Genomic DNA, 25,176 nt, shown 5'->3' with positions numbered 1-25,176 from the left:
GGAGCCGGGCGCCGGCGGACCGATCGGCGCCGGATCCACAGGTGCCGGACCTGCGGAGGCCGGGCGTGTGGATGCCGGACGTGTGAAAGCCGGACCTGCGGATGCCGGACGTGTGGATGCCGACCCCGCGAGTGGCGGATCTGACGGTGCCGGACCAGGAGGCGCCTCCCCCGGGGGTGCGGGCCCAGCCGTGGTGCTTCCGGTCCGGGGCCGGGCCGATCGCCGCCGCAGCGCCCGACGCGCGGCCCGGCGGCGCAAGCGGTCGCTGCTGCGGGAGTTCCCGCTGATCATCGTGGTGGCGTTGCTGGTCGCGCTGGTGATGAAGACCTTCCTGCTCCAGGTGTTCGTGATTCCCTCCGGCTCGATGGAGCAGACCATCCAGGTGGGGGACCGGGTGCTGGTGGACAAGCTGACCCCCTGGTTCGGCAGCGAGCCGCAGCGCGGCGACGTGGTGGTGTTCAAGGATCCGGGCGGTTGGCTGGAGGGTGACCACAAACCGTCCGACGACGGTCCGGTGCTGGGGGCGGCCAAGCAGGTCCTCACCTACGTCGGGCTGCTGCCGTCGGACAGCGAGCAGGACTTGATCAAACGGGTCATCGGCGTCGGCGGGGACACCGTGGAGTGCTGCGACACGCAGGGCCGGTTGAGCGTCAACGGCACGCCGGTGGACGAGCCGTACCTCGCGCCCGCCAACCCGCCGTCCCGGCAGCCCTTCAAGGTGCGGGTGCCGCAGGGCCGGCTCTGGGTCATGGGCGACCACCGGGACGTGTCCGCCGACTCCCGCTTCCACATGGGGAACCCGGGGCAGGGGACCATCCCGCTGAGCGGTGTGGTCGGCCGGGCCTTCATGAACGCCTGGCCGCTGGACCGCCTCCATCAACTTGGCGTGCCGAGTTCACTCTCCTCGTTGGCGCGGGCTCCGCAGGCGCGCGGAACTGCGCCGGAATCCGTGGGCGTTGGGCCGGTTCCGATGGAACCTCCGCTCGTTATGGGTGTGTTGGGCATCCTTCCGGCCGTCGTTCGCCGGCCAGGGCGGCCGCCCGAGTGAGCCGGGCCGGGCGTCTCGCGGCCGGGCCGCGCGCGTGGGACCGCGAGCCGGATGCCTTGGAGTGATAGAGAAGTGCAGGTGCGGCCGGGAGGTCCCGGTCGTGCGTCGAGGCTGTGCTGGTGTCAGGGGAGCCCGCGATGGGCAGTCCCGAAGCGTCCATGGTCGTGGTGAGCGTGGTGCCCGCTGTGCGGCACTGTGAGCGCGGGCGCGCGGGCGTCCGCACAGCAGGGAGGAGACGTTGTGGGGGATGTGGTGATCGGCGCCCGCTCAGGTGCCGGCGAGCCCGAGGGCTCTGGCGGTCGAGCGGCCCGGTCCGCCGAGTCCGGTGCGTCCTCGGCCTCGGTCGAGGACGCGGCGGCCCAGACCGCCGACGAGCATGGCGACGGGACGGAGGGCCCCACCGGGGGCTCTTCGGAGTCCCACCGGCCCGGCGCCGAGTCGGCGGACCAGTCGGAGTCGCAGGCCCCCGGCAAGCAGCGCAAGCAGCGTTCCTTCTGGAAGGAACTGCCGATCCTGGTCGGCATCGCGCTGGTCCTGGCGCTGGTGATCAAGACCTTCTTCGTCCAGGCCTTCTCCATTCCGTCGGAGTCGATGCAGAACACGTTGCAGGTCGGTGACCGTGTCCTGGTGGACAAGCTGACCCCCTGGTTCGGAGCAGAGCCCGAGCGCGGTGAGGTCGTGGTGTTCCACGACCCGGGCGGCTGGCTGAACGACGAGCCGACCCCGCAGAGCAGCAACTCCTTCGTCCGGGGCGTCCAGGACGTGCTCAGCTTCGTCGGTCTGATGCCGTCGGCCAACGAGAAGGACCTGATCAAGCGGGTCATCGCGGTCGGCGGGGACACCGTCGAGTGCCAGGGCACCGGGCCGGTGAAGGTCAACGGCGTCGCGCTCAACGAGCCGTACGTCTACCAGGGCAACACCCCTTGCGGTGACCACCCGTTCGACCCGGTGAAGGTGCCCAACGGCCGGATTTGGGTGATGGGCGACCACCGCGCCGACTCGCTGGACTCCCGCTTCCACATGGACCAGCCGGGTGGCGGCACCGTTCCGGTGGGCAACGTGATCGGGCGGGCCTTCGTCGTGGCCTGGCCGGTCGGCCACTGGTCGACGCTCTCGGTGCCGAACACCTTCGACCAGAAGGGTCTGGCGGCGGCCGCGCCTCTGGCGCCTCCCGTGGCCGGCGCGGTGGGCGCGGTCGCGCTGCTTCCGCTGGTGCGTCGGGTGCGGGAGCGGAGGGACGGCCGGAAGGACTCCTGAGCTCCACCGGGTTCTCCCCAGCCCTTGCGCGGGCCGTGGTACCGACGAGTAATCTGCTCGGACGTGCCACGGCCCGTCGGCTTTTCCGCCGGCGCCCCCGGCGTGCCAGTGGTGTTCTCCGGTCGGCCAGAGGTGGACGGATTCGATGAGCGGTGTCGTTGAGCAGACGGCCGACCACCCGGCTTCGCCCGCCCGTCCGGGCCGCCGGCCCGCAGCGGTGCTGCAGGGCGTCGCGATCGCGCTCGGGCTGGTGCTGATGATCGGCGGCTTCGCCTTGATCGCGATCGACTACCGGCCGTACAGCATCCCGACCGCCTCGATGTCCCCCACGCTTCGGATCGGGGACACCGTGCTCGCCCGGAAGATCGACGGCGGGGCCGTCGGCCGGGGGGACGTCGTGGTCTTCCGGGACCAGGACTGGGGTGGCGAGCTCATGGTCAAGCGTGTGGTCGCGGTCGGCGGGGACACCGTCGCGGCCACCGGCAACGACCACCGGCTGACGGTCGACGGACAGGCGGTGGAGGAGCCGTACCTCGCGGCGCAGGGCCCGCAGGGCTCCTCGTTCAGCGTCACGGTGCCGCCGGGGCGGCTGTTCCTGCTCGGCGACAACCGGTTGGGCTCGCTCGACTCCCGCACCCACCTGGAGGTCGACGGCGGGACCGTCCCGGCCGGCGCGGTGGAGGCCAGGGTCGAGGCCACCGTGATGCCGTTCGGCCGGGTGGGCGACCTCGGCCGAACCGCGGCCTTCGACGGGCTTCCCGGACCGAAGGCCGGTGCGCCCGGGCCGCTGCAACCGGCCGCCTTCGCGACCGTTGCGGGCGCGGCGCTGATCCTCGTGACTTCGGCGGTGGGCGGGGTGGCGGGCCTGGCCCGCCGGCTCAGCCGGGGGCGCAGCTCCTGATCGCGGTCGTCGCGGCCCGGGCCGCTCTGCCGAACATCGCCCCGGACGGCGGCGCCGGGTGGCAGGATCGGTAGCGCCACCGACGCGAACGGAAGGAGCGTGGAGCGCTGCCATGACGGCACAACGGCGCAGGGCGGCGCGGATCCTGCTGCTGGACGGGCAGGACCGCATCCTTCTCTTCCTGGGCTCCGACCCGGCGACGCCGGGGGAGGCGTGGTGGTTCACGCCCGGCGGCGGCTTGGAGCCCGGGGAGGACGTGCGGGAGGCCGCCGCGCGGGAACTCGCGGAGGAGACCGGCCTGCGGGGTGTGGACCTGGGGCCCTTGGTGGCGTACGGCACGGTGTCGTTCTCCTTTCAGGGACGGCGTTACGAGCAGGATCAGTGGTTCCATCTGGCCCGGACCACGGAGACGGGGCTCGACCACTCGGGGATGGGCGAGGAGGAACACGCCCAACTGCTCGCGGCGCGCTGGTGGACGGTCGAGGAGCTGAGGGGGACCGCCGAGACGGTCTACCCGGTCGGATTGGCGGACTTCCTGGAGCGACTGCTGGCCGAGGGCCCGCCGGTCGCCCCGGTACGGCTCTGAGCGTGGGTGCGGTGGTCCACAATGGGTGGACGTGACAAGTTGAGGGGACGCCTGGATGAGTGCCGAAGATCTCGAGAAGTACGAGACCGAGATGGAGCTCAAGCTCTACCGGGAGTACCGGGACGTCGTCGGCCTGTTCAAGTACGTGATCGAGACCGAGCGACGGTTCTACCTCACCAATGACTACGAGCTGCAGGTGCACTCGGTGCAGGGCGAGGTCTTCTTCGAGGTGTCGATGGCGGATGCGTGGGTCTGGGACATGTACCGGCCGGCCCGGTTCGTCCGTAAGGTCCGGGTGCTGACCTTCAAGGACGTGAACATCGAGGAACTCGCGAAGAGCGATCTGGAGCTGCCCTCGGACGAGTCCGGCTTCGGGAACTGACGTTGGACTGCTCGGACCGGCGTTGTCCAGCGGAATTTCGCGCGATCGGGGCGTCTCACTCCTGCGGGTGACAAAAGTTATCCACAGGCTCGAGTTATCCACAGGGAACCGGAAATCCCCGGCCCCGCCGTGCGCGACGGTGCAACCTCCACGGCGGAGGTGGTCACCGTGCAGAACACGATCACGCAGGACCAGGCCGTACCGGGTGCGGCCGTACTGGACCAGGCCGGAGCGGCCGCAGCCGCGCGGGACGGCACGAAAGACGACACGAGGGACGGAACCGGGCCGGGCCCGGGCCGCAGTGCCGGCGGCCGCAGTACCAACAACGGGCTCGGCCGCTACGGCGAGCGGGTCGCCGCCCGCCGTCTCACGGAGGCCGGGCTCCGCATCCTGGACCGCAACTGGCGCTGTGTCGAGGGTGAGTTGGACATCGTCGCCCTCGACGGCGACACCGTGGCGGTCTGCGAGGTGAAGACCCGCTCCGAGCGGGGCTTCCAACAACCCAGCGAGGCCATCGGCCAGGCCAAGGCCGCCCGGTTGCAACGCCTGGCGGAGCGCTGGATGGCCGAACGCTGGCCGGGCCACTTCGCACGGCTGGCCGGTCCCGGGTACGACCCCGGGCCCACGGACCCGCACTGGCCGCCCGCTCCGCCCGGGGGCGTGCGGATCGACCTGGTGGCCGTGGTCAACCGGGCCCGGGGTGCGGCCCTGGTCGACCACCTGCGGGGGGTGGTCTGAGATGGCCTTCGCCCGTACCTGTTCCGTCGCGCTGGTCGGCGTCGACGGAGTGATCGTCGAGGTCCAGGCCGACCTGGAGCCCGGGGTGGCCGCGTTCACCCTGGTCGGCCTGCCCGACAAGGCGCTGTCCGAGGCCCGCGACCGGGTGCGCGCGGCCGTGGTCAACAGCGGTGAGGCCTGGCCGCAGCGCAAGCTGACCGTCGGGCTCAGTCCGGCCTCGGTGCCCAAGAGCGGCAGTGGCTTCGACCTCGCGGTGGCCTGCGCCGTCCTGGCCGCGGCCGAGCGGCTCGACCCTTCCTCCATCGCCGAGCTGCTGATCATCGGCGAACTGGGACTGGACGGCCGGGTGCGGCCGGTCCGCGGGGTGCTGCCGTCGGTGCTGGCCGCGGCCGACGCGGGATACCAGCGGGTCGTGGTCGCGGAGCAGACCGCGCCCGAGGCCTCGCTCGTCCCGGGCGTGACCGTGATCGGCGTCCGCAGCCTGCGGCAGCTGATCGCCGTCCTGACCGGCGCGCCCGCGCCGGAGGAGCCGCCCGACCCGATCGGCGGCCGGCCGGATCCGCTGATGGCCGGCCTGATGCTGCCCAGCGCCGGCGTCCGGGGACTGTCCGACGACAAGTCGGCGCGCCTCGACCTGGCCGACGTGGCCGGACAGTACGAGGCCCGGCGCGCCCTGGAGATCGCCGCCGCCGGCGGTCACCACCTGTACCTCAAGGGCCCACCGGGCGCGGGCAAGACGATGCTGGCGGAGCGGCTGCCCTCGCTGCTCCCGCCACTGACCCAGAAGGAGGCCCTGGAGGTCACCGCCGTGCATTCGGTGGCCGGGCTGCTCCCGGCAGGGCGCCCGCTCATCGACACGGCGCCGTACTGCGCCCCGCACCACTCCACGACGATGCCGGCGATCGTCGGCGGCGGCAGCGGCCTGCCGAGACCGGGGGCGGTCTCGCTGGCCCACCGGGGCGTGCTGTTCCTGGACGAGGCGCCGGAGTTTCCGGTCCGGGTGCTCGACTCACTGCGCCAGCCGCTGGAGTCGGGCGAGGTGGTGATCGCCCGCTCGGCCGGCTCACTCCGGCTCCCGGCCAGGTTCCTCCTCTGCCTGGCCGCCAATCCCTGTCCGTGCGGCCGGCATTCACGGCGGGGTGAGGGCTGCGAGTGCACTCCTGCGATGGTCAGCCGCTACCAGGGGCGACTCTCCGGGCCGCTGCTGGACCGGGTCGACCTCCAGGTCCAGGTCGCCCCGGTGACGAGGATCGAACTCATGGAACGGGACGCCACGGCGGAGAACACCGAGACCGTCGCGGCCCGGGTGCTGGCCGCGCGGGAACGGGCGGCGACCCGGCTGGCGGCCACCCCGTGGCGGACCAACGCGGAAGTCCCGGGCCACGAACTGCGGACCCGCTGGCAGCTCGCCCCCGGCGCACTGAACGACGTCGCCCGCCAGTTGGAGCGAGGGGTGCTGACCGCCCGCGGCCTGGACCGGGTGCTCCGGGTCGCCTGGACGGTCGCCGACCTCGCCGGTCGCGATCGGCCGGACCAGCGGGACGTTCGCACCGCACTGGTCCTGCGTACCGGCGTCGAGCAGGGGCTGCCGCTGGGCGAGCGGGTCTACGGCCGACTCGGTGGCATCCCGGCCCAGCGCAGCGGGCCGGTCGACGAGCCGCCCGAAGGGCAGAGCCGGTCGGGCCGGTTCGAGAAGCCCGATCGTCCCGACTGCCCTGACCCGGAGAGTCCTGGCCCGGAGAGTGTTGGTCGGTCGGACCGCCCCGATGCCCCTGGCCGATCCATCCGGTCCGGCTCCGCCAAGCGGTCCGGGAAACGCGACCGGCATCCGGCGAACGAGGGCGGTGAGGCATGAACCCGATGATGACGCACCTTCAGCCTCCCGGCCGGGCAGAGCCCGAGTCCGGTCCCGATCCGGAGCGCCTCGCCCGCGCCGTACTCAGCCGGCTGAGCGAGCCCGGGGACGCCGTGGTCGGCCGGTGGCTCGGTCAGCTCTCCGCAGCCGACGTCGTCCGGGCGATCCGCGACGGGACGGTGCCCGCGCACCCCGGACTGGACGGCCCCCGGCTGGCCGGCTACCAGGCGAGACTCCCCGGTCCGAACCCGGCCGAGGACCTGGAACGGGTACGAGCCGTCGGTGGACGCTTCATCATTCCGGGGGACACGGAATGGCCCAGCCAACTGGACGATCTGGGCGACGGGCGCCCGATCGGGCTATGGACGACCGGCACGGGGTCGCTGCGGCTGCTCGCGCTCCGCTCGGTGGCGATGGTCGGCTCCCGGGCCTGCACGGCCTACGGCGCCCACGTCGCTGGGGAGTTGTCGGCCCAACTGGCCGAGCGAGGTTGGGTCGTGGTGTCCGGAGCCGCCTACGGGATCGACGCGGCCGCCCACCGAGGGGCGCTCTCCGTCGGCGGGATGACCATCGCGGTGCTCGCCTGCGGGGTCGACGTGGCCTACCCGAAGGGGAACGCCGAACTGATCCGGCGGATCGGTGTCCAGGGGCTGCTGGTCAGCGAACTCCCGCCTGGGGAGCACCCGAACCGCTTCCGCTTCGTGCTCCGCAACCGGGTCATCGCGGCGCTCACCCGGGGCACGGTGGTGGTCGAGGCGGCGATGCGCAGCGGCGCGCTGAGCACGGCCAGACGGGCGCGGGACCTCAACCGTCACACCATGGGCGTCGCCGGCCCGGTGACCTCGGAACTCTCGGCCGGGGTGCACGCCCTGATCCGCAGCGGCGGCGCCACGCTGGTCACCGACTCCGCCGAGATCGCCGAACTGATCGGGGCGATCGGGGACGACCTGGCTCCGCAGCGCAGCGGCCCGGTCCTGCCCAGGGATCTGCTGGAGCCGGCGGTGGCCCGGGTGCTGGAGGCCGTCCCGGCGACGGCGGAGGGCGCGCCGATCGAGCGGTTGGCCCGACAGTCCGGACTCCCTCCGGACGAAGTACTGCAGCGGCTCTACGAGTTGGGCTCGCTCGGTTACGTCGAGCGGCACGGCGCGCACTGGCGCCTGGTGCGGAGGAGGTGACGGTCGGAACGGAGCGCACATCCGTGCCGTGGGGAGGGAGTGTCGGAATCGCCCGGCTGACCTGCTGCTCCGGTTCGTCCGTTCGCGTGCCCGGATCCGGTGGCGCGAACGCCACCGGATCGGGGGACGACCGAGTGGCGGTAGCGCATTGCAGCGAGTCGGTCACGCTACGCTCCACATGCCTTCCCTATCAGCACATGACTCGGCAGAACGGCGCAGACCAACGCATGCCCACACACATTCCCGGACACAGAGTGACCGGTGGCGCCCGGTCCTCGGGAGGGCCGCGGACCGAGCGGCGCCCCGTGACTGAGTTCCCGCCCAAGGCGACGGGGACGATGGGGGGCCTGTCGCGCCAGGGCGGCCGGCCGACGGCGGTGCCGGGCCAGCCCGCCGACGCGGTCGCCGCCGCCACCACCGGCGACGGCGCAGCCCGCCCGATCGCTGTCGGCGCCCTGCCACCGGACGGCACCCCCCCGCCAGGCCCGGAGCAGGGGCCGAGCGGTCAGGGCCCCGGAGCCCAGGGGCGCACCGCGCTCGAAGAGCTCTGGCGCTCCTACAAGGAGACCGGCGACCAGCGGCTGCGCGAGCAGCTGATCCTGCACTACTCACCGCTCGTCAAGTACGTGGCGGGGCGGGTCGGGGTCGGCCTGCCCTCCAACGTCGAGCAGGCCGACTTCGTCTCCTCGGGGGTCTTCGGGCTGATCGACGCGATCGAGAAGTTCGACGTCGACCGCGCGATCAAGTTCGAGACCTACGCGATCAGCCGGATCCGCGGCGCGATCATCGACGAACTGCGTGCCCTGGACTGGATCCCGCGCTCGGTGCGGCAGAAGGCGAAGGCCGTCGAGCGGACGTACGCGACGCTGGAGGCCCGGCTGCGCCGTACGCCGCACGAGCCCGAGGTCGCGGCCGAGATGGGCATCGCGATCGAGGATCTGCACGCGATCTTCAGCCAGCTGTCCCTGGCCAACGTGGTGGCCTTGGACGAACTGCTGCACCCGGTGGGGGAGGGCGGCGACCGGCTGAGCCTGATGGACACCCTGGTGGACCACGGTGCCGACAACCCGGTCGAGGTGGCCGAGGACCGCGAGTTGCGCAGGCTGCTGGCCCATGCGGTCAACACCCTCCCCGAGCGGGAGAAGACCGTGGTGACGCTCTACTACTACGAGGGCCTCACCCTCGCCGAGATCGGCCAGGTGCTGGGGGTGACGGAGAGCCGGGTGAGCCAGATCCACACCAAGTCCGTCCTCCAACTGCGCGCCAAGCTGTCGGACATCCGGTAGCGAGGGCGGGGGCCCGTCCCGGCCCGGCAGACCTCCGGTCCGGCCGACCTCCGGGTCGCGACCCCGACCTCGTCGCCGGTGCGCACCCGCCCGGCCGCGTGCCCGGTCCGCACCTGCCTGGCCGGGGCCCTGGGCCGTTACTCCGGGCCGGACCCCGGGTTGCGCGCCCACTCGCACGCCTCGCCGCGCGCCTGCGCGCCCTCGCTCCCCGCCCAGATGCGCGGCGCTGTACCGGCCGAAGGTAGGGCTCCGTACAGTGGGAGCGTGCCGAAGATCCGAGCGGCCACGGTGGCCGAGCATCGCCAGCTGCAGCGCGCAGCCCTCCTTGACGCTGCCCGCACCCTGCTCACGGAGGGCGGCATGGAGGCGCTGACCTTCCCCGCGCTCGCTGCGCGCACCTCCCTGGCGCGCTCCTCGGTCTACGAGTACTTCCGCTCCCGGGCCGCCGTGGTCGAGGCGCTCTGCGAGGTGGACTTCCCGCTCTGGGCGGCCGAGATCGAGGCCGGGATGGAGAGCTGCGACAGCGCGGCCGACCGGATCGAGGCGTATGTCCGCGGCCAGCTGGCGTTGGCCGCGGACCCGCGCCACCGGGCGGTGGTGGCGATCTCCGCGCTCGAACTCGACGAGGCCGCGCGCGAGCGCATCCGGGCGACGCACGGCAAGCTGGTCGGCCTGGTCGTCCGGGCCCTGGAGGATCTCGGTCACGCGCAGCCCCGGCTCGCTGCGGCGCTGCTCCAAGGGGTCGTGGAGGCGGCCGTGCGCCGGGCCGAGCAAGTGGCGGCGGGGGGCCGCGCCGGGTGTGCGGCCGAGCGCCCCGAGCTGATCGCGGACGCCGCGGTGGCCATGGCCCTGCACGGCCTCGACCGGGCCTGAGCCGCCATTCGGCCCGGTTCGTCTGGTTCATCCGGTTCAGCTGATTCATCAGGTGCGCCCGGCGCCGCCCAGCGGCAGCAGCCGCGCCGCTCCCGCGCCGAACAGGGCCAGCGGGTCGAGGTAGCGTCCGCCGCGCAGCAGCCCCCAGTGCAGGCAGTCCCGCGCTGGGCAGTGCCGCCCGTCGGGGGCGAGCCGCCCGATCACCTGTCCGGCGGGTACCTCGGTGCCGACCGGGGCGGTGCCGGCGACGGGCAGGTAGGTGGTCCGCAAGGGGGGTGACCCCGAGCCGGGGTGGGTGACGGTCACCACCGGGCGTCCCGCCACCAGCCCGGAGAAGGTGACCACCCCGGCGGCAGCCGCCCGTACCTCCGCCCCGGGTGCGGCGGCGAGGTCCACTCCCCGGTGTCCGGCGGCCCACGGCGCGGCCGGTGGTTCGAACCGCCCGAGCACCCCGCCGGGCCCGCCCACCGGCCAGGCCCGCGCACCGCCCGAACCGGTCCGGCCGGTCTCGCCGCCCCCGCCAGCGCCTCCGGCACCCCCGCCCGGACCTGGGCCGACACCCCCACTGAGAGCGGCGCCCCGCGCCGCGCCGCCCGAGACCAGCAGCACCAGTGCCACCAGCACGGCGACCAGCCCCCGCAGCACGCCAAACGAGCGTGGCCCCAACCAACCCGGCCCCAACCGGTCCGGCCCCAACCAACCCGGCCCCAACCGGTCCGGCCCCAACCAACCCGGCCCCAACCGGTCCGGCCCCAACCAACCCGGCCCCAACCGGTCCGGCCCCAACCAACCCGGCCTCAGTCGGTCCGGCCCCAAGCGGGCCGGACCGACGGCGGACAGAACCGGGCACCCAGCGCGAGCAGTCATGCCCCGAGGCTTGCTGCGCCGCCGCCCCGGTGCCACCCACTTCCGGACTCCTGTGGACAAATCGACCTCGTGGCCGGATCCCGTCCCTCCAGCGGGTGTACGGATGCCGCCATCCGGTGTACAAGCACCGCAGCAGCAGCGCTCCCAGGGCCCGGCCGGCCCGCCTCCGGTCCGTCTCCGGCCCGCCTCCGCCCCGCTCCCGCCAGCGCTGATCCGCCCGCCCAGGGCCCCCGCCGGTCGCGGAGTCGCCCGCCCCGCAGCGCTTCCCGTACACTTCACACGCGACCCGGTCCGCCGGGTCGACTTCGCACGCCCCGCCACCGGTGGACGGACGCGGCCCGGCCGCTGCCCCCGCCAGGTGCGAGTGCCGCTCGGTCCGCCGAGCCCGCCTGGTCCCCGGACCGTGCGGGTTCAAGCGGCTCGGCACGTTCGGGGCGTCAGGCGTGGCTGTCACCTGGCTGCCACGGACAAACCGAGCCTGACCCGGCCGGACGCACCGCGCGAGCGGGGAGCGCCACCGCGCGAACCCGCCGTCCGTTGCGCGACCGCCGGGCCGTAACACCTGAGGAGCACGGCTATGGCCGTCGTCACGATGCGGGAGCTGCTGGAGAGCGGCGTCCACTTCGGTCACCAGACCCGCCGTTGGAACCCGAAGATGAAGCGCTTCATCATCACGGAGCGCAACGGCATCTACATCATCGACCTCCTGCAGTCGCTGAACTACATCGACCGCGCCTTCGAGTTCATCAAGGAGACCGTTGCCCACGGCGGCAGCGTCCTCTTCGTCGGCACGAAGAAGCAGGCCCAGGAGGCCATCGCCGAGCAGGCCACCCGCGTGGGCATGCCCTACGTGAACCAGCGCTGGCTCGGCGGCATGCTGACCAACTTCTCGACCGTCTACAAGCGCCTGCAGCGCCTGAAGGAGCTCGGCGAGCTGGACTTCTCGGACGTGGCCGGTTCCGGCCTCACCAAGAAGGAGCTCCTGGTCCTCCAGCGCGAGCACGACAAGCTGGAGAAGACCCTCGGCGGTATCCGTGACATGCAGCGCGTTCCCAGCGCCGTGTGGATCGTGGACACCAAGAAGGAGCACATCGCGGTCGGCGAGGCCCGGAAGCTCAACATCCCGGTCGTCGCCATCCTCGACACCAACTGTGACCCCGACGAGGTCGACTACAAGATCCCGGGCAACGACGACGCGATCCGCTCCGTCACCCTGCTGACCCGCGTGATCGCCGACGCCGTGGCCGAGGGTCTGAAGGCCCGCGCCGGTGTCGCCAAGGGCGACGTCAAGGCCGAGCCGGGCGCCGACCAGCCGCTGGCCGACTGGGAGAAGGACCTCATCGAGGGCGAGAAGAAGGCCGAGGAGGCCCCCGCCGCCGCCGAGGCTCCGGCCGCTGAGGCCCCCGCCGCCGAGGCTCCGGCCGTCGAGGCCCCCGCCACCGAGGCGCCGGCCGAGCAGGCCTGACGTACCAAGGGTGAGGGGCACCCGCCGGTACGACACCGGTAGGTGCCCCTCTCTCCCGCGCCGGGACCGAACCATCGGTCCCGGCGTCTCCCCACGCAGACACGCGAGACGCGAGAAGAGATTCACACCATGGCGAACTTCACCGCCGCGGACGTCAAGAAGCTCCGTGAGCTCACCGGCGCCGGCATGATGGACTGCAAGAAGGCCCTGGACGAGGCCGAGGGCAACGTCGAGAAGGCCGTCGAGCTCCTGCGCATCAAGGGCCAGAAGGGCGTTGCCAAGCGCGAGGGCCGTGACGCCTCCAACGGCGCCGTCGCCGCGCTGATCGCCGAGGACAAGAAGTCCGGCGTTCTGGTCGAGCTGAACTGCGAGACCGACTTCGTCGCCAAGGGTGACAACTTCGTCAAGGTCGCCGACGCGATCGCCGCTCACGTGGCCAAGACCGCCCCGGCCGACCTGGACGCCGCCCTGGCGTCCGAGATCGAGGCCGGCAAGACCGTCCAGCAGTTCGTCGACGAGGCCAACGCGACCCTGGGCGAGAAGATCGTCTTCCGTCGCTTCGCCCAGTTCGACGGTGACGGCTTCGTCGCGGTCTACCTGCACAAGACCAGCCCCGACCTGCCGCCGGCCGTCGGCGTCCTGGTCGAGCTGGACAAGGAGAACGCCGAGGTCGCGAAGGACGTCGCGCAGCACATCGCCGCGTTCGCGCCGAAGTTCCTGTCCCGCGCGGAGATCCCGGCCGAGGACCTCGAGAACGAGCGTCGCGTCGCCGAGGCCACCGCGCGCGAGGAGGGCAAGCCCGAGGCCGCCCTGCCGAAGATCGTCGAGGGTCGCGTCACCGGCTTCGTCAAGGAGAACTCCGTCCTGGAGCAGGCCTTCGCGAAGGACAACAAGAAGACCGTCGCCAAGGTCCTCGAGGAGAACGGCGTCGCCCTCAAGCGCTTCGCCCGCTTCCGCGTCGGCGCCTGAGCCACGTTCCACCTGGTCCCCGGCACCCTTACGCTGGGAACCGCCCCCGCCCGTTGACCGGGGCGGGCGGAACGCCGAACGGGCTCACCCAGTGCCAACCGTCCACGGGCGGGCCGCGTCGGCACCATGAACGACGAGGAGGCCATTGCCGTGCAGGACACCGAACCGGTTCCCGCGGCAGTGGCCTCCTCTCGCGTACGCGCAGGCCGGGCATCCGCACACCCGCGCCTGTGAGCCAGTAGGTGCAAAAAGGAGAAGTCCATGCAGGAGACGCAGGAGACCGCGCAGGACCCCAAGGTCGGCTCGCGCCGCCGGGTGCTGCTCAAGCTGTCCGGTGAAGCCTTTGCCGGTGGTGGCGGACTCGGCGTCGACCCGGACGTCGTGCACGCGATCGCCCGGGAGATCGCCACCGTCGTCCGTGCCGGTACCGAGGTCGCGGTGGTCATCGGCGGCGGCAACTTCTTCCGGGGCGCCGAGCTGCAGGTCCGCGGCATGGACCGGGCGCGCTCCGACTACATGGGCATGCTCGGCACCGTGATGAACTGCCTGGCGCTGCAGGACTTCCTGGTCAAGGAAGGCATCGAGACCCGGGTCCAGACCGCGATCACCATGGGCCAGGTCGCCGAGCCGTACCTGCCGTTGCGTGCCGTCCGGCACCTGGAGAAGGGCCGTGTGGTGATCTTCGGCGCCGGTATGGGCATGCCGTACTTCTCGACCGACACCACCGCCGTCCAGCGGGCCCTGGAGATCCACGCCGACGTCCTGCTGATGGGCAAGAACGGCGTGGACGGCGTCTACGACTCGGACCCCCGGACCAACCCGGACGCGGTGAAGTTCGACGCGCTGGAGTACTCCGAGGTCATCGCGCGCGACCTCAAGGTCGCCGACCTCACCGCGATCACGCTGTGCAAGGACAACAACCTCCCGATGCTGGTCTTCGAGCTGCTGGCGGAGGGCAATATCGCGCGCGCGGTGAAGAGTGAGAAGATCGGCACACTCATCAGCCAGGATTCTGTCCGGGCCTGAGCAGCAATCAGCCGTACGGGACGGCGCCGTCGCCGTGACCGGCCTCGACGCCGACACCGGTCGGGACAATCGCAGATGAACCGGACAGGGAGATCACAGTGATCGAAGAGACCCTCCTCGAAGCCGAGGAGAAGATGGAGAAGGCCGTCGCCGTCGCCAAGGACGACTTCGCCGCCATCCGCACCGGCCGTGCCCACCCGGCGATGTTCGCCAAGATCGTCGCCGAGTACTACGGCACCGTGACGCCGATCAACCAGCTGGCCTCGTTCTCGGTGCCGGAGCCCCGGATGGCGGTCGTCTCGCCGTTCGACAAGACCGCGCTGAAGGCGATCGAGCAGGCGATCCGCGACTCCGACCTGGGCGTCAACCCGTCCAACGACGGTTCCCTCATCCGGGTGGTGCTGCCCGAGCTGACCGAGGAGCGCCGCCGGGAGTTCATCAAGGTGGCCCGGGGCAAGGGCGAGGACGCGAAGGTCTCGATCCGCGCGGTGCGCCGCAAGGCCAAGGACGCCATCGACAAGCTGGTCAAGGACGGCGAGGTCGGCGAGGACGACGGCCGCCGCGCCGAGAAGGAGCTCGACGACACCACGGCCAAGTACGTGGCCGCCGTCGACGAGCTGCTGAAGCACAAGGAAGCCGAGCTGCTCGAAGTCTGATGAACGACGCCCCTGACGCCCCTGGCTACTGGGGCCCGTCCGACCAGCAGTTCCAGCCCTACCGCCCGGCGCCGCAGCCCCGGCCGCAGGCTCCTCTGCAGCAGGCGCACCCGGCGCCGGGGTACGGCGAGTACCCGGCGCCGCCGCAGGCCCAGGGCTATCCCGGTCGCCCGGGCGGCGGGGCCGCCCACCCGGGTGCGCCGGGCGGCGCGCCGGGTGACCCCGGCCACCGTTCGGATCACTCGCAGCAGCCTCCGGTGTACTGGGGCGGCGACGCGGAGGAGACTCAGGTCATGCCTCCCGTACCGGCGGGCCCCGGCCCGTTCCCTGGCGTGCCGGACCAGGGCCCGCCGGCGGGCTCCGGCCGGCCGGGTGACCCCGCCGCCGGTCAGTCCCGGGAGGCCGGTCGGCTGAGCGGCCCGCTGTTCCGGGACGACCGGTCCGAGGCGGCGGTGCCGGGTGTGACGGAGACGGTCGTGCTGCGCGCGATAACCGATGACGCCACCCCCGGCCGCGGCGCCCCGCCGCGCCCCGGGGCCCCGGTGCCTCCCGCGCCGCCGTCGAGTCACCCGGCGGCCGGGCAGCCCCACTTCGTGCCGTCGTCCCATCCAGGGCAGGAGACACCCGTGGCCGCCCAGTCCGCCCCGCAGCCGCAGCCGCGCAAGCAGCGCGGTGGCCGTAACCTCCAGGCCGCGATAGGCGTGGGGGTCGGTCTCGGTGCGGTGATCATCGCCTCGCTGTTCGTGGTGAAGGCGCTGTTCCTGTTCGTCGTGATGGCCGCGGTGTCGGTCGGCGTCTGGGAGCTGACCAGTCGGCTCGCCGAGCGCAAGCAGATCAAGGCGCCGCTGGTGCCGTTGGTCGCGGGCGGCATCGCCATGATCGCCACCGGCTACTGGGCCGGGGTGCAGTGGGCCGCGGCCTCGCTCGCGCTGACCGGGCTGGCGGTGATGCTCTGGCGGATGGCCGAGCCGCCGGAGGACTACCTGCGGGACATAACGGCCGGGGTGTTCACCGCCTTCTACGTGCCGTTCCTGGCCACCTTCGTGGCGTTGATGCTGGCGGCCGACGACGGCCCCCAGCGGATCGTGCTGTTCCTGATCGTCACGATCTGCAGCGACACGGGCGCCTACGCCGTGGGCTACAAGTTCGGCAAGACCAAACTCGCCCCGACGATCAGCCCCGGCAAGACCCGTGAGGGCCTAGCCGGCGGCATCGGCCTGTCGATGCTGGCGGGCGCCGTGCTGATGGAGCTGATCATCGACGGCGGCAGCTGGTGGCAGGGCCTGATCCTGGGCGGCTGCGCGGCGGTCACCGCGACCCTGGGCGACCTGGGCGAGTCGATGATCAAGCGCGACCTCGGCATCAAGGACATGGGCACGCTGCTGCCCGGCCACGGCGGCATCATGGACCGGCTGGACTCGCTCCTGCCGACCGCCCCGGTGGTCTGGCTGCTGCTGGCGGCCTTCGTCGGCAGCTAGGGCCTGTCCGGCCCTCGGACAGGCCCTCGACCCGGCCTCCGGCCGCGAGCGGCGGAAGGGCCCCGGACGTCCGCGCGTCCGGGGCCCTCGCACGTCCCGGCCCGCTCCCGGCGTCTGCGACACTGGATGAACCATGCCTAAGCCCGGAGAACTCACCTTTGTCGCGCCGCGCGGCGCCAAGCCCCCGCGACACCTCGCCGACCTGAGCCCCGCCGAGCGCAAGGAGGCCGTCGCCGAGCTGGGCGAGCAGCCGTTCCGCGCCAAGCAGCTCTCCAACCACTACTTCGGCCGGATGTCGAACGACCCGGAGGGCTGGACGGACATCCCCGCTGCCAGCCGGGAGAAGCTCACCGGGAGCCTGCTGCCGGAGCTGATGTCGGTCGTGCGGCACGTGTCCTGCGACGACGACAGCACCCGCAAGACGCTCTGGAAGCTCTTCGACGGCACGCTCGTCGAGTCGGTGCTGATGCGCTACCCGGACCGGGTCACCATGTGCATCAGCTCGCAGGCGGGCTGCGGCATGAACTGCCCCTTCTGCGCGACCGGCCAGGCCGGGCTGACCCGCAACCTGTCCACCGCCGAGATCGTCGAGCAGATCGCCGCCGGGATGCGCGCGCTCAAGGCCGGCGAGATCCCCGGCGGCGAGGCGCGGCTGTCGAACGTGGTCTTCATGGGCATGGGCGAGCCGCTGGCCAACTACAACCGGGTGCTGGCCGCGATCCGCCGGCTGACCGACCCGGCGCCGGACGGTTTCGGCCTGTCCCAGCGCGGTGTCACGGTCTCCACCGTCGGCCTGGTCCCGGCGATGAACCGGCTGGCCGACGAGGGCCTCAGCTGCCGCCTGGCGCTGTCGCTGCACGCCCCGGACGACGAGCTGCGCGACGAGCTGGTGCCGGTGAACACCCGCTGGAAGGTCGCCGAGGTGCTGGACGCCGCGTGGAACTACGCGGAGAAGTCCGGCCGGCGGATCTCCATCGAGTACGCGCTGATCAAGGACATCAACGACCAGGCGTGGCGGGCGGACCTGCTCGGCCGGCTGATCAAGAACCACCGGGTGCACGTCAACCTGATCCCGCTGAACCCGACGCCGGGCTCCAAGTGGACCGCCTCCCGGCCCGAGGACGAGCGCGAGTTCGTCCGCCGGCTCCAGTCGCACGGGGTGCCGACGACCGTCCGTGACACCCGTGGCCAGGAGATCGACGGCGCCTGCGGCCAGCTCGCCGCGGCGGGCTGAGCCGGCGGGTCACCGCAGGCCGGGCAATCACCGCAGGCCGGCGGCCGCCAGTGCGGCGGTCGCCCCGCCGGTCACCAGCAGCGTGGTGCCCACTGCCAGGGTGCGCAGCGCGACCGCGCCGAACAGCAGCCGGGGCGAGGTGCCGAGGCGCAGCAGCACGTCGGTGACGTCCCGGCGGTCGGTGCGGACCTCGGCCAGCCGGGCGGCCACGGCGGCGGCCGCGCAGCCGAGCACCAGGCAGGCCTCGACGGCGGGCAGCACGTCGGCGCTGTCGGGCGTGCCGATCCAGTAGCGGATGGTGGTGAGCACCAGCGCGAGGGCGAGGGTGAGCACGGCCAGCGGAGGGCCGAGGCGGCGGGCCTGGGCGGTCAGTCCGCGGCCGGCCAGCAGCCGCAGCGGGGTGGGCCGGCCGAGCGCGAGCAGCCGTCCCGTCCAGGACAGCAACGGGCCGGTGAGCAGGGCGAGCCCGACCGCGCTGGCGGCCCATCCGCCGAGTGCGGCGGTGCTGGTGCTGCCGAGCCCGGCGGGCAGGTGGATCGGCCGGCCGTCGGCGGCGGCGCCGGGCCGCAGGGCGATGAGTTCGAGGGCGAGGCCGATCACGGCGAGCCCGACCGGCAGGGCGACCCGCAGCGCGCCGAAGCCGGTGCCGCGGTGGGTGCGGCTGCCGGGCAGGTACTCGGTGGGCGGGACGGCGCAGGCGGCGGCGATCCCGGCGGTGAGCGGGACCAGGGCGAGCAGGGCGACCGGCGCGACGGCCGGCAGCGGTACGCCCATGCCGAGGTCGGGGGCGAGCGCGGGCCCGGCGATGTCGTTGCGCAGGACCAGGAAGACCAGCAGGGTGAGCACGCTGCCGAGGGTGCAGGCGAGCACGACCTCACCGGCGATCAGGGTGCGGATCCGGCCGGAGCCGGCTCCGGCGGCGCGCAGGCCGGTGATCCGTTCGGGCCGCTGGGCGGGTACGGCGCGGGCGGTGACGGCCGCGAACCAGGCGACGGCGGCGAGCGGGGGCAGGCACCAGAGCAGTCGCACCAGCGCGTCCTCGCCGCCGAGCGGGTCGCTCATCGCCCGGCCGAGGGAGCGCAGCAGGAAGGCGGAGACCACGGCGGCGGCCAGCACGGTGAGCAGCCAGCGGCCGAGGTCGGGCACCCGGTAGCCCCGGGCCAGACGGAGATAGAACACGTCGACTCTTTCAGCGGCTCGGCGTCGTCAGCGGCGGGTGGCCGAGACGGCGGACGCGCCGGCCGCCCCCGGGACGGCGGGGCCGCGCGGGACGGGGGCGGCGGGGGCGGTGAGCCGGCCGTCGACGAGGGCGACGGCGCGGTCCGCGAACCGGACGAGCTCGGGGTCGTGGGTGGCCAGGACGAGGGTGAGCTGGTGCGACCGGGCCGCGCTGGTCAGTATCCGCAGGACCTGGTCGGCGGCCTCGCGGTGGAGCGGGGCGGTGGGGTCGTCGGCGAAGACGACGGGCGGCAGCGGGGCGAGGGCGCGGGCGACGGCGATCCGCTGGCGCTGGTCCTGGAGCAGCCGGTCGGGGCGCTGCCGGGCGACCTCGCCGACGTCGAGGCGTTCCAGCCATTCGTCGGCGGCGGTGTAGGCGGCCTTGTTGCCGGCGCCGGCGAGCAGCAGCGGCAGGGCGACGTTCTCCCGGGCGGTCAGTTCGGGCACCAGGTGGGGTTCGGAGCCGACGAAGCCGAAGCGGTCGCGGCGCAGCCGTTCGCGCCCGGCCCGGCCGAGGGTGTGGACGGGCGCGCTGTTGAACCAGACCTCGCCCTCGTCGACGGTGAGGAGGGCGGAGAGGCAGCCGAGGAGGGTGCTCTTGCCGGAGCCGCGCGGGCCGGTGACGGCGAGCACTTCGCCCTCGCGGACGCCGATCGAGATGCCCCGCAGGGCGGGGGTGCCGTGATGGGACTTGACGATCCCCCGGGCCCACAGCACGTCGTTGTCAGGCGGTGCCGCTGACATGAGGTTCCATCCTGGGTGGCCGCAGGGATATGACAGTCGTCAGATTAGAACGACTGGGGCCTGGTGCGGTTGCGGCGCTCTGGTCCATCGCGGGTAAATCACCCGCAATCAGGCATGTTTGATCGGCTGTCCGCGCCGGAAAACGCCGAAGGGCGGTCCCGGGGGAGTGGGACCGCCCTTCGGCGGAGGGTGGGGAAGGAGGATCAGGGGGTCAGATCTTCGCCCACGCGTCGGTGAGGCTGGTCCGCAGGATCTGCTCGATCTCGTCGAAGGTCGACTGGTTGGAGATCAGCGGCGGGGCCAGCTGGATGACCGGGTCGCCACGGTCGTCGGCGCGGCAGTACAGGCCGTTGTCGAAGAGGGCCTTCGACAGGAAGCCGTAGAGGACGCGCTCGACCTCGTCGTCGTTGAACGACTCCTTGGTGACCTTGTCCTTCACGAGCTCGATGCCGTAGAAGTACCCGTTGCCGCGGACGTCGCCGACGATCGGCAGGTCGCGCAGCTTGTTCAGGGTGCCCAGGAACGCGGCCTCGTTGTCGAGGACGTTCTGGTTCAGGCCCTCGCGCTCGAAGATGTCGAGGTTGGCCAGCGCCACCGCGGAGGAGACCGGGTGGCCGCCGAAGGTGTAGCCGTGCAGGAAGGTGTTGTCGCCCTTGTAGAACGGCTCGGCGAGGCGGTCCGAGATGATCGTGGCGCCGATCGGGGAGTAGCCCGAGGTCATGCCCTTGGCGCAGGTGATCATGTCGGGCTGGTAGCCGAACTTGTCGGCGCCGAACATGGTGCCCAGGCGGCCGAAGGCGCAGATGACCTCGTCCGAGACCAGCAGCACGTCGTGGCGGTCGCAGATCTCGCGCAGGCGCTGGAAGTACCCGGGCGGCGGCGGGAAGCAGCCGCCGGCGTTCTGCACCGGCTCGACGAAGACGGCGGCGACGGTCTCGGCGCCCTCGTTGAGGATGGCCACCTCGATCTCGTCGGCGCACCAGCGGCCGTAGGCCTCGGGGTCGACCGTGCCGTCCGGGCCTTCGAGGAAGGCGGGGGCGCGGTAGATGTTGGTGTTCGGGGCCTTGTGGGTGCCCGGCACCAGCGGCTCGAACGGGGCCTTCAGGCCCGGCAGGCCGGTGATCGACAGGGCGCCCTGCGGGGTGCCGTGGTAGGCGACGGCGCGCGAGATGACCTTGTACTTGGTCGGCTTGCCGGTCAGCTTGAAGTACTGCTTGGCGAGCTTCCAGGCGGTCTCGACGGCCTCGCCGCCACCGGTGGAGAAGAAGACCTTGTTCAGGTCGCCCGGGGCGTAGTTGGCCAGGCGCTCGGCCAGCTCGACGGCCTTCGGGTGGGCGTAGCTCCACACCGGGAAGAAGGCGAGCTCCTTGGCCTGCTTGGCGGCGGCCTCGGCCAGCTCCTCGCGGCCGTGGCCGGCCTGGACGACGAACAGGCCGGCGAGGCCGTCGAGGTACTTGCGTCCCTTGTCGTCCCAGACGTAGGTGCCTTCGCCCTTGACGATCGTCGGCACGGGGGAGTTCTCGTACGACGACATGCGGGTGAAGTGCATCCACAGGTGGTCGTAGGCGGTCTTGGAAAGGTCCTTCTGCGCCGGGTCGGCTGTCATCGGGTGCCCCAGGTGTAGGTCTGTTTCCGGAGCTTCAGGTAGACGAAGCTCTCGGTGCTCCGCACGCCGGGAAGCGCGCGGATGCGCTTGTTGATCAGTTCGAGCAGGTGCTCGTCGTCCTCGCAGACCAGTTCGGCCAGGAGATCGAACGAGCCTGCGGTGCAGACGACGTAGTCGACCTCGTCGAGGGCGGCCAGCGCGTCGGCGACGGGCTCGATGTCGCCCTCGACCCGGATGCCGACCATCGCCTGGCGGGTGAAGCCGACGGTGAGCGGGTCCGTGACGGCGACGATCTGCATCACGCCCTGGTCGAGCAGCTTCTGGACGCGCTGGCGCACGGCCGCTTCGGACAGGCCGACGGCCTTGCCGATGGCGGCGTACGGGCGGCGTCCGTCCTCCTGGAGCTGCTCGATGATCGCCTTGGAGGCGGCATCGAGGGGAACGCTCGCGTTCCGGTCGCGGTTGGCCACGCCGCCACTGTGCCTGATCGTTCTCCTGTTCGCAAGCGAGGAATCTGCTGATTTCGTCGTGATCTTGGAATCCGCGTACGGATTTCATCGCCTACGTGCACTGCACCTGTCGATACCAGCAGTCATGCGGCTACCCTGGCACGGTACGCGCGCAGCCCCGCAGCGCAGCGCGCGTTCCCCCAAACCAGTGGACCGCGCCGTCCAGGGCCCGGCCACCCGACACCCTTCGTGCGCCGGACCAGCCGACGTACCATGGCGCCGGAAACTGCAACGCCGCAGGCCCAGACCGAGGAGAGACCCCGTGAGCGACCTTCGCACGCTGCGCAACTACATCAACGGTGAGTTCGTCGACGCGGCGGACGGCCGCACGCTCGACATCGTCGACCCCACCACCGGTGAGGTCTACGCGACGTCCCCGCTGTCCGGTGCCTCCGATGTGGACGCCGCCATGGCCTCGGCCGCCGCCGCCTTCCCGGTCTGGCGTGACGCCACCCCGAGCACCCGCCAGAAGCTGCTGCTCAAGATCGCCGACGCGGTCGAGGCCCGGGCCGACGAGCTCGTCGAGGCGGAGGTCCGCAACACGGGCAAGCCGCGCGGGCTGACCCTCTCGGAGGAGATCGGTCCGATGGTGGACCAGATCCGCTTCTTCGCCGGTGCCGCCCGCATGCTGGAGGGCAAGGCCGCCGGGGAGTACATGGACGGGATGACCTCGATCGTCCGCCGCGAGCCGGTCGGCGTCTGTGCCCAGGTCGCGCCGTGGAACTACCCGATGATGATGGCCGTCTGGAAGTTCGCCCCGGCCATCGCCGCGGGCAACACCGTCGTCCTGAAGCCCTCGGACACCACCCCGGCCTCCACCGTCCTGCTCGCCGAGATCATCGGCGGCGTCCTCAAGGACCTGGAGCTGCCGGCCGGCGTCTTCAACGTGATCTGCGGCGACCGCGAGACCGGCCGGCTGATGGTCGAGCACAAGACCCCGGCGATGGCCTCCATCACCGGTTCGGTCCGGGCCGGCATCCAGGTCGCCGAGTCCGCCTCCAAGGACGTCAAGCGCGTCCACCTGGAGCTGGGCGGCAAGGCCCCGGTCGTGGTCTTCGAGGACGCCGACATCGCCGAGGCCGTCGAGGGCATCTCGGTCGCGGGCTACTTCAACGCCGGCCAGGACTGCACCGCCGCCACCCGCGTGCTGGTGCACGAGTCGATCCACGACGCCTTCGTCGAGGCGCTGGCCAAGGCCGCGGCCGAGACCAAGACCGGCGGCGTGGACGACGAGGACGTGCTGTACGGCCCGCTGAACAACGCCAACCAGCTGAAGCAGGTGGCCGGCTTCATCGAGCGGCTGCCCGCCCACGCCAAGGTCGAGGCCGGTGGCCACCAGGTCGGCGAGAAGGGCTACTTCTACGCCCCGACCGTCGTCTCCGGCCTGCGGCAGGACGACGAGATCATCCAGAACGAGGTCTTCGGCCCGGTCATCACCGTGCAGAAGTTCACCGACGAGGACCAGGCCGTCGACTACGCCAACGGCGTCGACTTCGCGCTGGCCTCCTCGGTGTGGACCAAGGACCACGCCCGCGCCATGCGGATGTCGCGCCGGCTGGACTTCGGCTGCGTCTGGATCAACACCCACATCCCGCTGGTCGCCGAGATGCCGCACGGCGGCTTCAAGAAGTCCGGCTACGGCAAGGACCTCTCCGCGTACGGCTTCGAGGACTACACCCGGGTGAAGCACGTCATGACCGCGATCTAGCGGGTCGTGACGGTCGGGCGCTGTATGACCGCGATCTAGCGGGTCGTGGCGGTCGGGCGCTGTATGACCGCGATCTGATCGCGCGTCCATCGTGTGAACGGACAATGGGCCCGGGTCCTTTCGACCCGGGCCCGGTGTCTTTGCATCCTGTCGGCCGTTCGCGTGACCGGCTGACAAGATGAAACTGCACTTCGGGGCCGCGACTCCCTAGCCTTACCGGCATGAGCATCCCCACCGCTGACTCAGCCGCCGGCCAGGCGGTCAAGGCCGCCGACCGCGCGCACGTCTTCCACTCGTGGTCCGCCCAGGCGCTGATCGACCCCCTCGCGGTGGCCGGCGCCGAGGGCTCGTACTTCTGGGACTACGACGGCAACCGCTACCTCGACTTCTCCTCGCAGCTGGTCAACACCAACATCGGTCACCAGCACCCGAAGGTGGTCGCCGCGATCCAGGAGCAGGCGGCGAAGCTCTGCACCATCGCCCCCGGTTTCGCGGTCGAGGCGCGCAGCGAGGCCGCCCGGCTGATCGCCGAGCGCACCCCCGGCGACCTCGACAAGATCTTCTTCACCAACGGCGGCGCCGAGGCGGTCGAGAACGCCGTCCGGCTGGCCCGGCTGCACACCGGCCGGCAGAAGGTCATGTCCGCCTACCGCTCGTACCACGGCGCCACCGCCAACGCGATCGCCCTCACCGGCGACCCGCGCCGCTGGGCCAACGAGACCGGCGTCTCCGGCGTGGTGCACTTCTGGGGCCCGTACGCCTACCGCTCCAACTTCCACGCCGAGAACGAGGCGCAGGAGTGCGAGCGCGCACTGGAGCACCTGGAGCAGGTGATCGCCTTCGAGGGCCCCGGGACGATCGCGGCGATCATCCTGGAGACCGTGGTCGGTACGGCGGGCATCCTGATCCCGCCGGCGGGCTACCTGGCCGGGGTCCGGGAGATCTGCGACCGCTTCGGCATCGTGTTCATCCTCGACGAGGTGATGGCCGGCTTCGGCCGCACCGGCGAGTGGTTCGCGGCCGACCACTGGGGTGTCACCCCGGACCTGCTGACCTTCGCCAAGGGCGTCAACTCGGGCTACGTCCCGCTGGGCGGCGTGGCGATCAGCGCCGAGATCGCCGCCACCTTCGCCGAGCGGGCGTTCCCGGGCGGGCTCACCTACTCCGGCCACCCGCTGGCCTGCGCCTCGGCCGTCGCCACCATCACCGCCATGGCGGAGGAGGGCATCGTCGAGAACGCCAAGCACATCGGCGAGACCGTGCTCGGCCCCGGCCTGCGGGAGCTGGCCGAGCGGCACCCCTCGATCGGCGAGGTCCGCGGCCTCGGCGTGTTCTGGGCGCTCGACCTGGTGAAGGACCGCGGGACCCGCGAGCCGCTGGTCCCGTACAACGCGGCCGGCGCCGCCAACGCGCCGATGGCCGAGCTGGCCGCCGCCTGCAAGCAGCGCGGGCTCTGGCCGTTCGTCAACATGAACCGCCTCCACGTCGTCCCGCCGTGCACCGTCACCGAGGAGGAGGCCAAGACCGGTCTCGCGGTGCTCGACGAGGTGCTGTCGCTCGCCGACGTGCACACCGTCTGACGTACCGACCGGACG

23 protein-coding genes are annotated in these 25,176 nt (G+C 72.1%); 18 read left to right on the top strand and 5 right to left on the bottom strand.

All coding sequences use genetic code 11. The features are described from left to right. Positions 1 to 190 precede the first annotated feature (190 nt). The 10 genes from lepB (AB0O19_RS33105) to AB0O19_RS33060 all read left to right on the top strand — a co-directional run bounded on the left by lepB (AB0O19_RS33105) (position 191) and on the right by AB0O19_RS33060 (position 10,101). Complete coding sequence (gene lepB, locus AB0O19_RS33105; protein WP_363624887.1) at positions 191 to 1,048, top strand: signal peptidase I; 858 nt, start codon at positions 191 to 193, stop codon at positions 1,046 to 1,048. 240 nt (positions 1,049 to 1,288) lie between these two features. Beyond that, complete coding sequence (gene lepB, locus AB0O19_RS33100; RefSeq protein ID WP_363624885.1) at positions 1,289 to 2,305, top strand: signal peptidase I; 1,017 nt, start codon at positions 1,289 to 1,291, stop codon at positions 2,303 to 2,305. 145 nt (positions 2,306 to 2,450) lie between these two features. Beyond that, a complete protein-coding gene (lepB, locus tag AB0O19_RS33095) occupies positions 2,451 to 3,206 on the top strand; it encodes a signal peptidase I (RefSeq protein ID WP_363624883.1) in 756 nt (251 codons plus the stop codon). A 112-nt stretch (positions 3,207 to 3,318) separates the two neighbouring features. Continuing rightward, the gene (locus AB0O19_RS33090) at positions 3,319 to 3,792 is read left to right on the top strand and encodes an NUDIX domain-containing protein (protein WP_363375893.1); all 474 of its coding nucleotides are present in this window, start codon (positions 3,319 to 3,321) and stop codon (positions 3,790 to 3,792) included. 55 nt (positions 3,793 to 3,847) lie between these two features. After that, positions 3,848 to 4,174, top strand: coding sequence for a DUF2469 domain-containing protein (locus AB0O19_RS33085; RefSeq protein WP_030056781.1), 327 nt, complete (start codon positions 3,848 to 3,850; stop codon positions 4,172 to 4,174). Positions 4,175 to 4,342: 168 nt separating this feature from the next. Beyond that, positions 4,343 to 4,912 carry a YraN family protein gene (locus AB0O19_RS33080; protein ID WP_363624881.1) on the top strand — a complete coding sequence of 190 codons (570 nt, stop codon included), beginning with the start codon at positions 4,343 to 4,345 and terminating at the stop codon, positions 4,910 to 4,912. Between the two features lies 1 nt (position 4,913). Further along, complete coding sequence (locus AB0O19_RS33075; protein ID WP_363624879.1) at positions 4,914 to 6,767, top strand: YifB family Mg chelatase-like AAA ATPase; 1,854 nt, start codon at positions 4,914 to 4,916, stop codon at positions 6,765 to 6,767. Between the two features lie 8 nt (positions 6,768 to 6,775). Continuing rightward, on the top strand, positions 6,776 to 7,942 hold the full coding sequence (dprA, locus tag AB0O19_RS33070) for a DNA-processing protein DprA (RefSeq protein ID WP_363624877.1): 1,167 nt from the start codon (positions 6,776 to 6,778) through the stop codon (positions 7,940 to 7,942). Positions 7,943 to 8,247: 305 nt separating this feature from the next. After that, positions 8,248 to 9,228 (top strand): RNA polymerase sigma factor WhiG, encoded by a 981-nt coding sequence (gene whiG, locus AB0O19_RS33065; protein ID WP_363624875.1) that lies wholly within the window; start codon positions 8,248 to 8,250, stop codon positions 9,226 to 9,228. A gap of 288 nt (positions 9,229 to 9,516) precedes the next feature. Next, positions 9,517 to 10,101: a helix-turn-helix domain-containing protein gene (locus tag AB0O19_RS33060; RefSeq protein WP_363624920.1), complete on the top strand. Its 585-nt coding sequence runs from the start codon at positions 9,517 to 9,519 to the stop codon at positions 10,099 to 10,101. Positions 10,102 to 10,149: 48 nt separating this feature from the next. On the opposite strand, the gene AB0O19_RS33055 is transcribed toward AB0O19_RS33060, so the two are convergent. Then, on the bottom strand, positions 10,150 to 10,746 hold the full coding sequence (locus AB0O19_RS33055) for a M23 family metallopeptidase (RefSeq protein WP_363624873.1): 597 nt from the start codon (positions 10,744 to 10,746) through the stop codon (positions 10,150 to 10,152). Between the two features lie 799 nt (positions 10,747 to 11,545). Between AB0O19_RS33055 and rpsB the strand changes: the two genes are divergently transcribed. The 6 genes from rpsB to rlmN all read left to right on the top strand — a co-directional run bounded on the left by rpsB (position 11,546) and on the right by rlmN (position 17,796). Continuing rightward, complete coding sequence (gene rpsB / locus AB0O19_RS33050; RefSeq protein WP_363624871.1) at positions 11,546 to 12,433, top strand: 30S ribosomal protein S2; 888 nt, start codon at positions 11,546 to 11,548, stop codon at positions 12,431 to 12,433. A 129-nt stretch (positions 12,434 to 12,562) separates the two neighbouring features. Continuing rightward, positions 12,563 to 13,402 carry a translation elongation factor Ts gene (gene tsf, locus AB0O19_RS33045; protein ID WP_363624869.1) on the top strand — a complete coding sequence of 280 codons (840 nt, stop codon included), beginning with the start codon at positions 12,563 to 12,565 and terminating at the stop codon, positions 13,400 to 13,402. A 261-nt stretch (positions 13,403 to 13,663) separates the two neighbouring features. After that, the gene (gene pyrH / locus AB0O19_RS33040; protein WP_363624867.1) at positions 13,664 to 14,428 is read left to right on the top strand and encodes a UMP kinase; all 765 of its coding nucleotides are present in this window, start codon (positions 13,664 to 13,666) and stop codon (positions 14,426 to 14,428) included. 98 nt (positions 14,429 to 14,526) lie between these two features. Continuing rightward, on the top strand, positions 14,527 to 15,084 hold the full coding sequence (frr, locus tag AB0O19_RS33035; RefSeq protein WP_063347665.1) for a ribosome recycling factor: 558 nt from the start codon (positions 14,527 to 14,529) through the stop codon (positions 15,082 to 15,084). A gap of 293 nt (positions 15,085 to 15,377) precedes the next feature. Continuing rightward, on the top strand, positions 15,378 to 16,562 hold the full coding sequence (locus AB0O19_RS33030) for a phosphatidate cytidylyltransferase (RefSeq protein WP_363624918.1): 1,185 nt from the start codon (positions 15,378 to 15,380) through the stop codon (positions 16,560 to 16,562). 133 nt (positions 16,563 to 16,695) lie between these two features. Next, entirely contained in the window at positions 16,696 to 17,796 is a 1,101-nt protein-coding gene (gene rlmN, locus AB0O19_RS33025) for a 23S rRNA (adenine(2503)-C(2))-methyltransferase RlmN (RefSeq protein ID WP_363624865.1), read from the top strand. Positions 17,797 to 17,823: 27 nt separating this feature from the next. On the opposite strand, the gene AB0O19_RS33020 is transcribed toward rlmN, so the two are convergent. From AB0O19_RS33020 to AB0O19_RS33005, 4 genes are all read right to left on the bottom strand, one after another. Next, positions 17,824 to 18,975, bottom strand: coding sequence for a hypothetical protein (locus AB0O19_RS33020; RefSeq protein WP_363624864.1), 1,152 nt, complete (start codon positions 18,973 to 18,975; stop codon positions 17,824 to 17,826). Positions 18,976 to 19,002: 27 nt separating this feature from the next. Then, a complete protein-coding gene (locus AB0O19_RS33015) occupies positions 19,003 to 19,758 on the bottom strand; it encodes an ATP-binding cassette domain-containing protein (protein WP_363624862.1) in 756 nt (251 codons plus the stop codon). A gap of 211 nt (positions 19,759 to 19,969) precedes the next feature. After that, positions 19,970 to 21,364, bottom strand: coding sequence for an aspartate aminotransferase family protein (locus tag AB0O19_RS33010; RefSeq protein ID WP_350882875.1), 1,395 nt, complete (start codon positions 21,362 to 21,364; stop codon positions 19,970 to 19,972). Continuing rightward, positions 21,361 to 21,834: an Lrp/AsnC family transcriptional regulator gene (locus AB0O19_RS33005; protein ID WP_030243538.1), complete on the bottom strand. Its 474-nt coding sequence runs from the start codon at positions 21,832 to 21,834 to the stop codon at positions 21,361 to 21,363. The genes AB0O19_RS33010 and AB0O19_RS33005 overlap by 4 nt, the downstream gene beginning before the upstream one ends. A gap of 301 nt (positions 21,835 to 22,135) precedes the next feature. Here AB0O19_RS33005 and AB0O19_RS33000 point away from each other — a divergent pair, with 301 nt between their 5' ends. Both AB0O19_RS33000 and AB0O19_RS32995 read left to right on the top strand, forming a co-directional pair. Beyond that, positions 22,136 to 23,581, top strand: coding sequence for a gamma-aminobutyraldehyde dehydrogenase (locus AB0O19_RS33000; RefSeq protein ID WP_363585752.1), 1,446 nt, complete (start codon positions 22,136 to 22,138; stop codon positions 23,579 to 23,581). Positions 23,582 to 23,802: 221 nt separating this feature from the next. After that, positions 23,803 to 25,161 (top strand): aspartate aminotransferase family protein, encoded by a 1,359-nt coding sequence (locus AB0O19_RS32995; protein WP_363624861.1) that lies wholly within the window; start codon positions 23,803 to 23,805, stop codon positions 25,159 to 25,161. Positions 25,162 to 25,176: the final 15 nt, after the last annotated feature.

The sequence above is a fragment of the Kitasatospora sp. NPDC091276 genome, from assembly GCF_040684355.1.
GTDB lineage: Bacteria > Actinomycetota > Actinomycetes > Streptomycetales > Streptomycetaceae > Kitasatospora.
This window is presented reverse-complemented; position numbering and strand designations above follow the sequence as displayed.

Excerpts from the sequence above, each read along its gene's own strand:
- AB0O19_RS32995 (WP_363624861.1), top strand. The coding sequence starts at position 23,803 with ATGAGCATCCCCACCGCTGACTCAGCCGCCGGCCAGGCGGTCAAGGCC.
- AB0O19_RS33030 (WP_363624918.1), top strand. The coding sequence starts at position 15,378 with ATGCCTCCCGTACCGGCGGGCCCCGGCCCGTTCCCTGGCGTGCCGGAC.
- AB0O19_RS33085 (WP_030056781.1), top strand. The coding sequence starts at position 3,848 with ATGAGTGCCGAAGATCTCGAGAAGTACGAGACCGAGATGGAGCTCAAG.
- pyrH (WP_363624867.1), top strand. The coding sequence starts at position 13,664 with ATGCAGGAGACGCAGGAGACCGCGCAGGACCCCAAGGTCGGCTCGCGC.
- AB0O19_RS33090 (WP_363375893.1), top strand. The coding sequence starts at position 3,319 with ATGACGGCACAACGGCGCAGGGCGGCGCGGATCCTGCTGCTGGACGGG.
- rlmN (WP_363624865.1), top strand. The coding sequence starts at position 16,696 with ATGCCTAAGCCCGGAGAACTCACCTTTGTCGCGCCGCGCGGCGCCAAG.
- AB0O19_RS33075 (WP_363624879.1), top strand. The coding sequence starts at position 4,914 with ATGGCCTTCGCCCGTACCTGTTCCGTCGCGCTGGTCGGCGTCGACGGA.
- AB0O19_RS33010 (WP_350882875.1), bottom strand. The coding sequence starts at position 21,364 with ATGACAGCCGACCCGGCGCAGAAGGACCTTTCCAAGACCGCCTACGAC.
- AB0O19_RS33015 (WP_363624862.1), bottom strand. The coding sequence starts at position 19,758 with ATGTCAGCGGCACCGCCTGACAACGACGTGCTGTGGGCCCGGGGGATC.
- lepB (WP_363624883.1), top strand. The coding sequence starts at position 2,451 with ATGAGCGGTGTCGTTGAGCAGACGGCCGACCACCCGGCTTCGCCCGCC.
- rpsB (WP_363624871.1), top strand. The coding sequence starts at position 11,546 with ATGGCCGTCGTCACGATGCGGGAGCTGCTGGAGAGCGGCGTCCACTTC.
- dprA (WP_363624877.1), top strand. The coding sequence starts at position 6,776 with ATGACGCACCTTCAGCCTCCCGGCCGGGCAGAGCCCGAGTCCGGTCCC.
- tsf (WP_363624869.1), top strand. The coding sequence starts at position 12,563 with ATGGCGAACTTCACCGCCGCGGACGTCAAGAAGCTCCGTGAGCTCACC.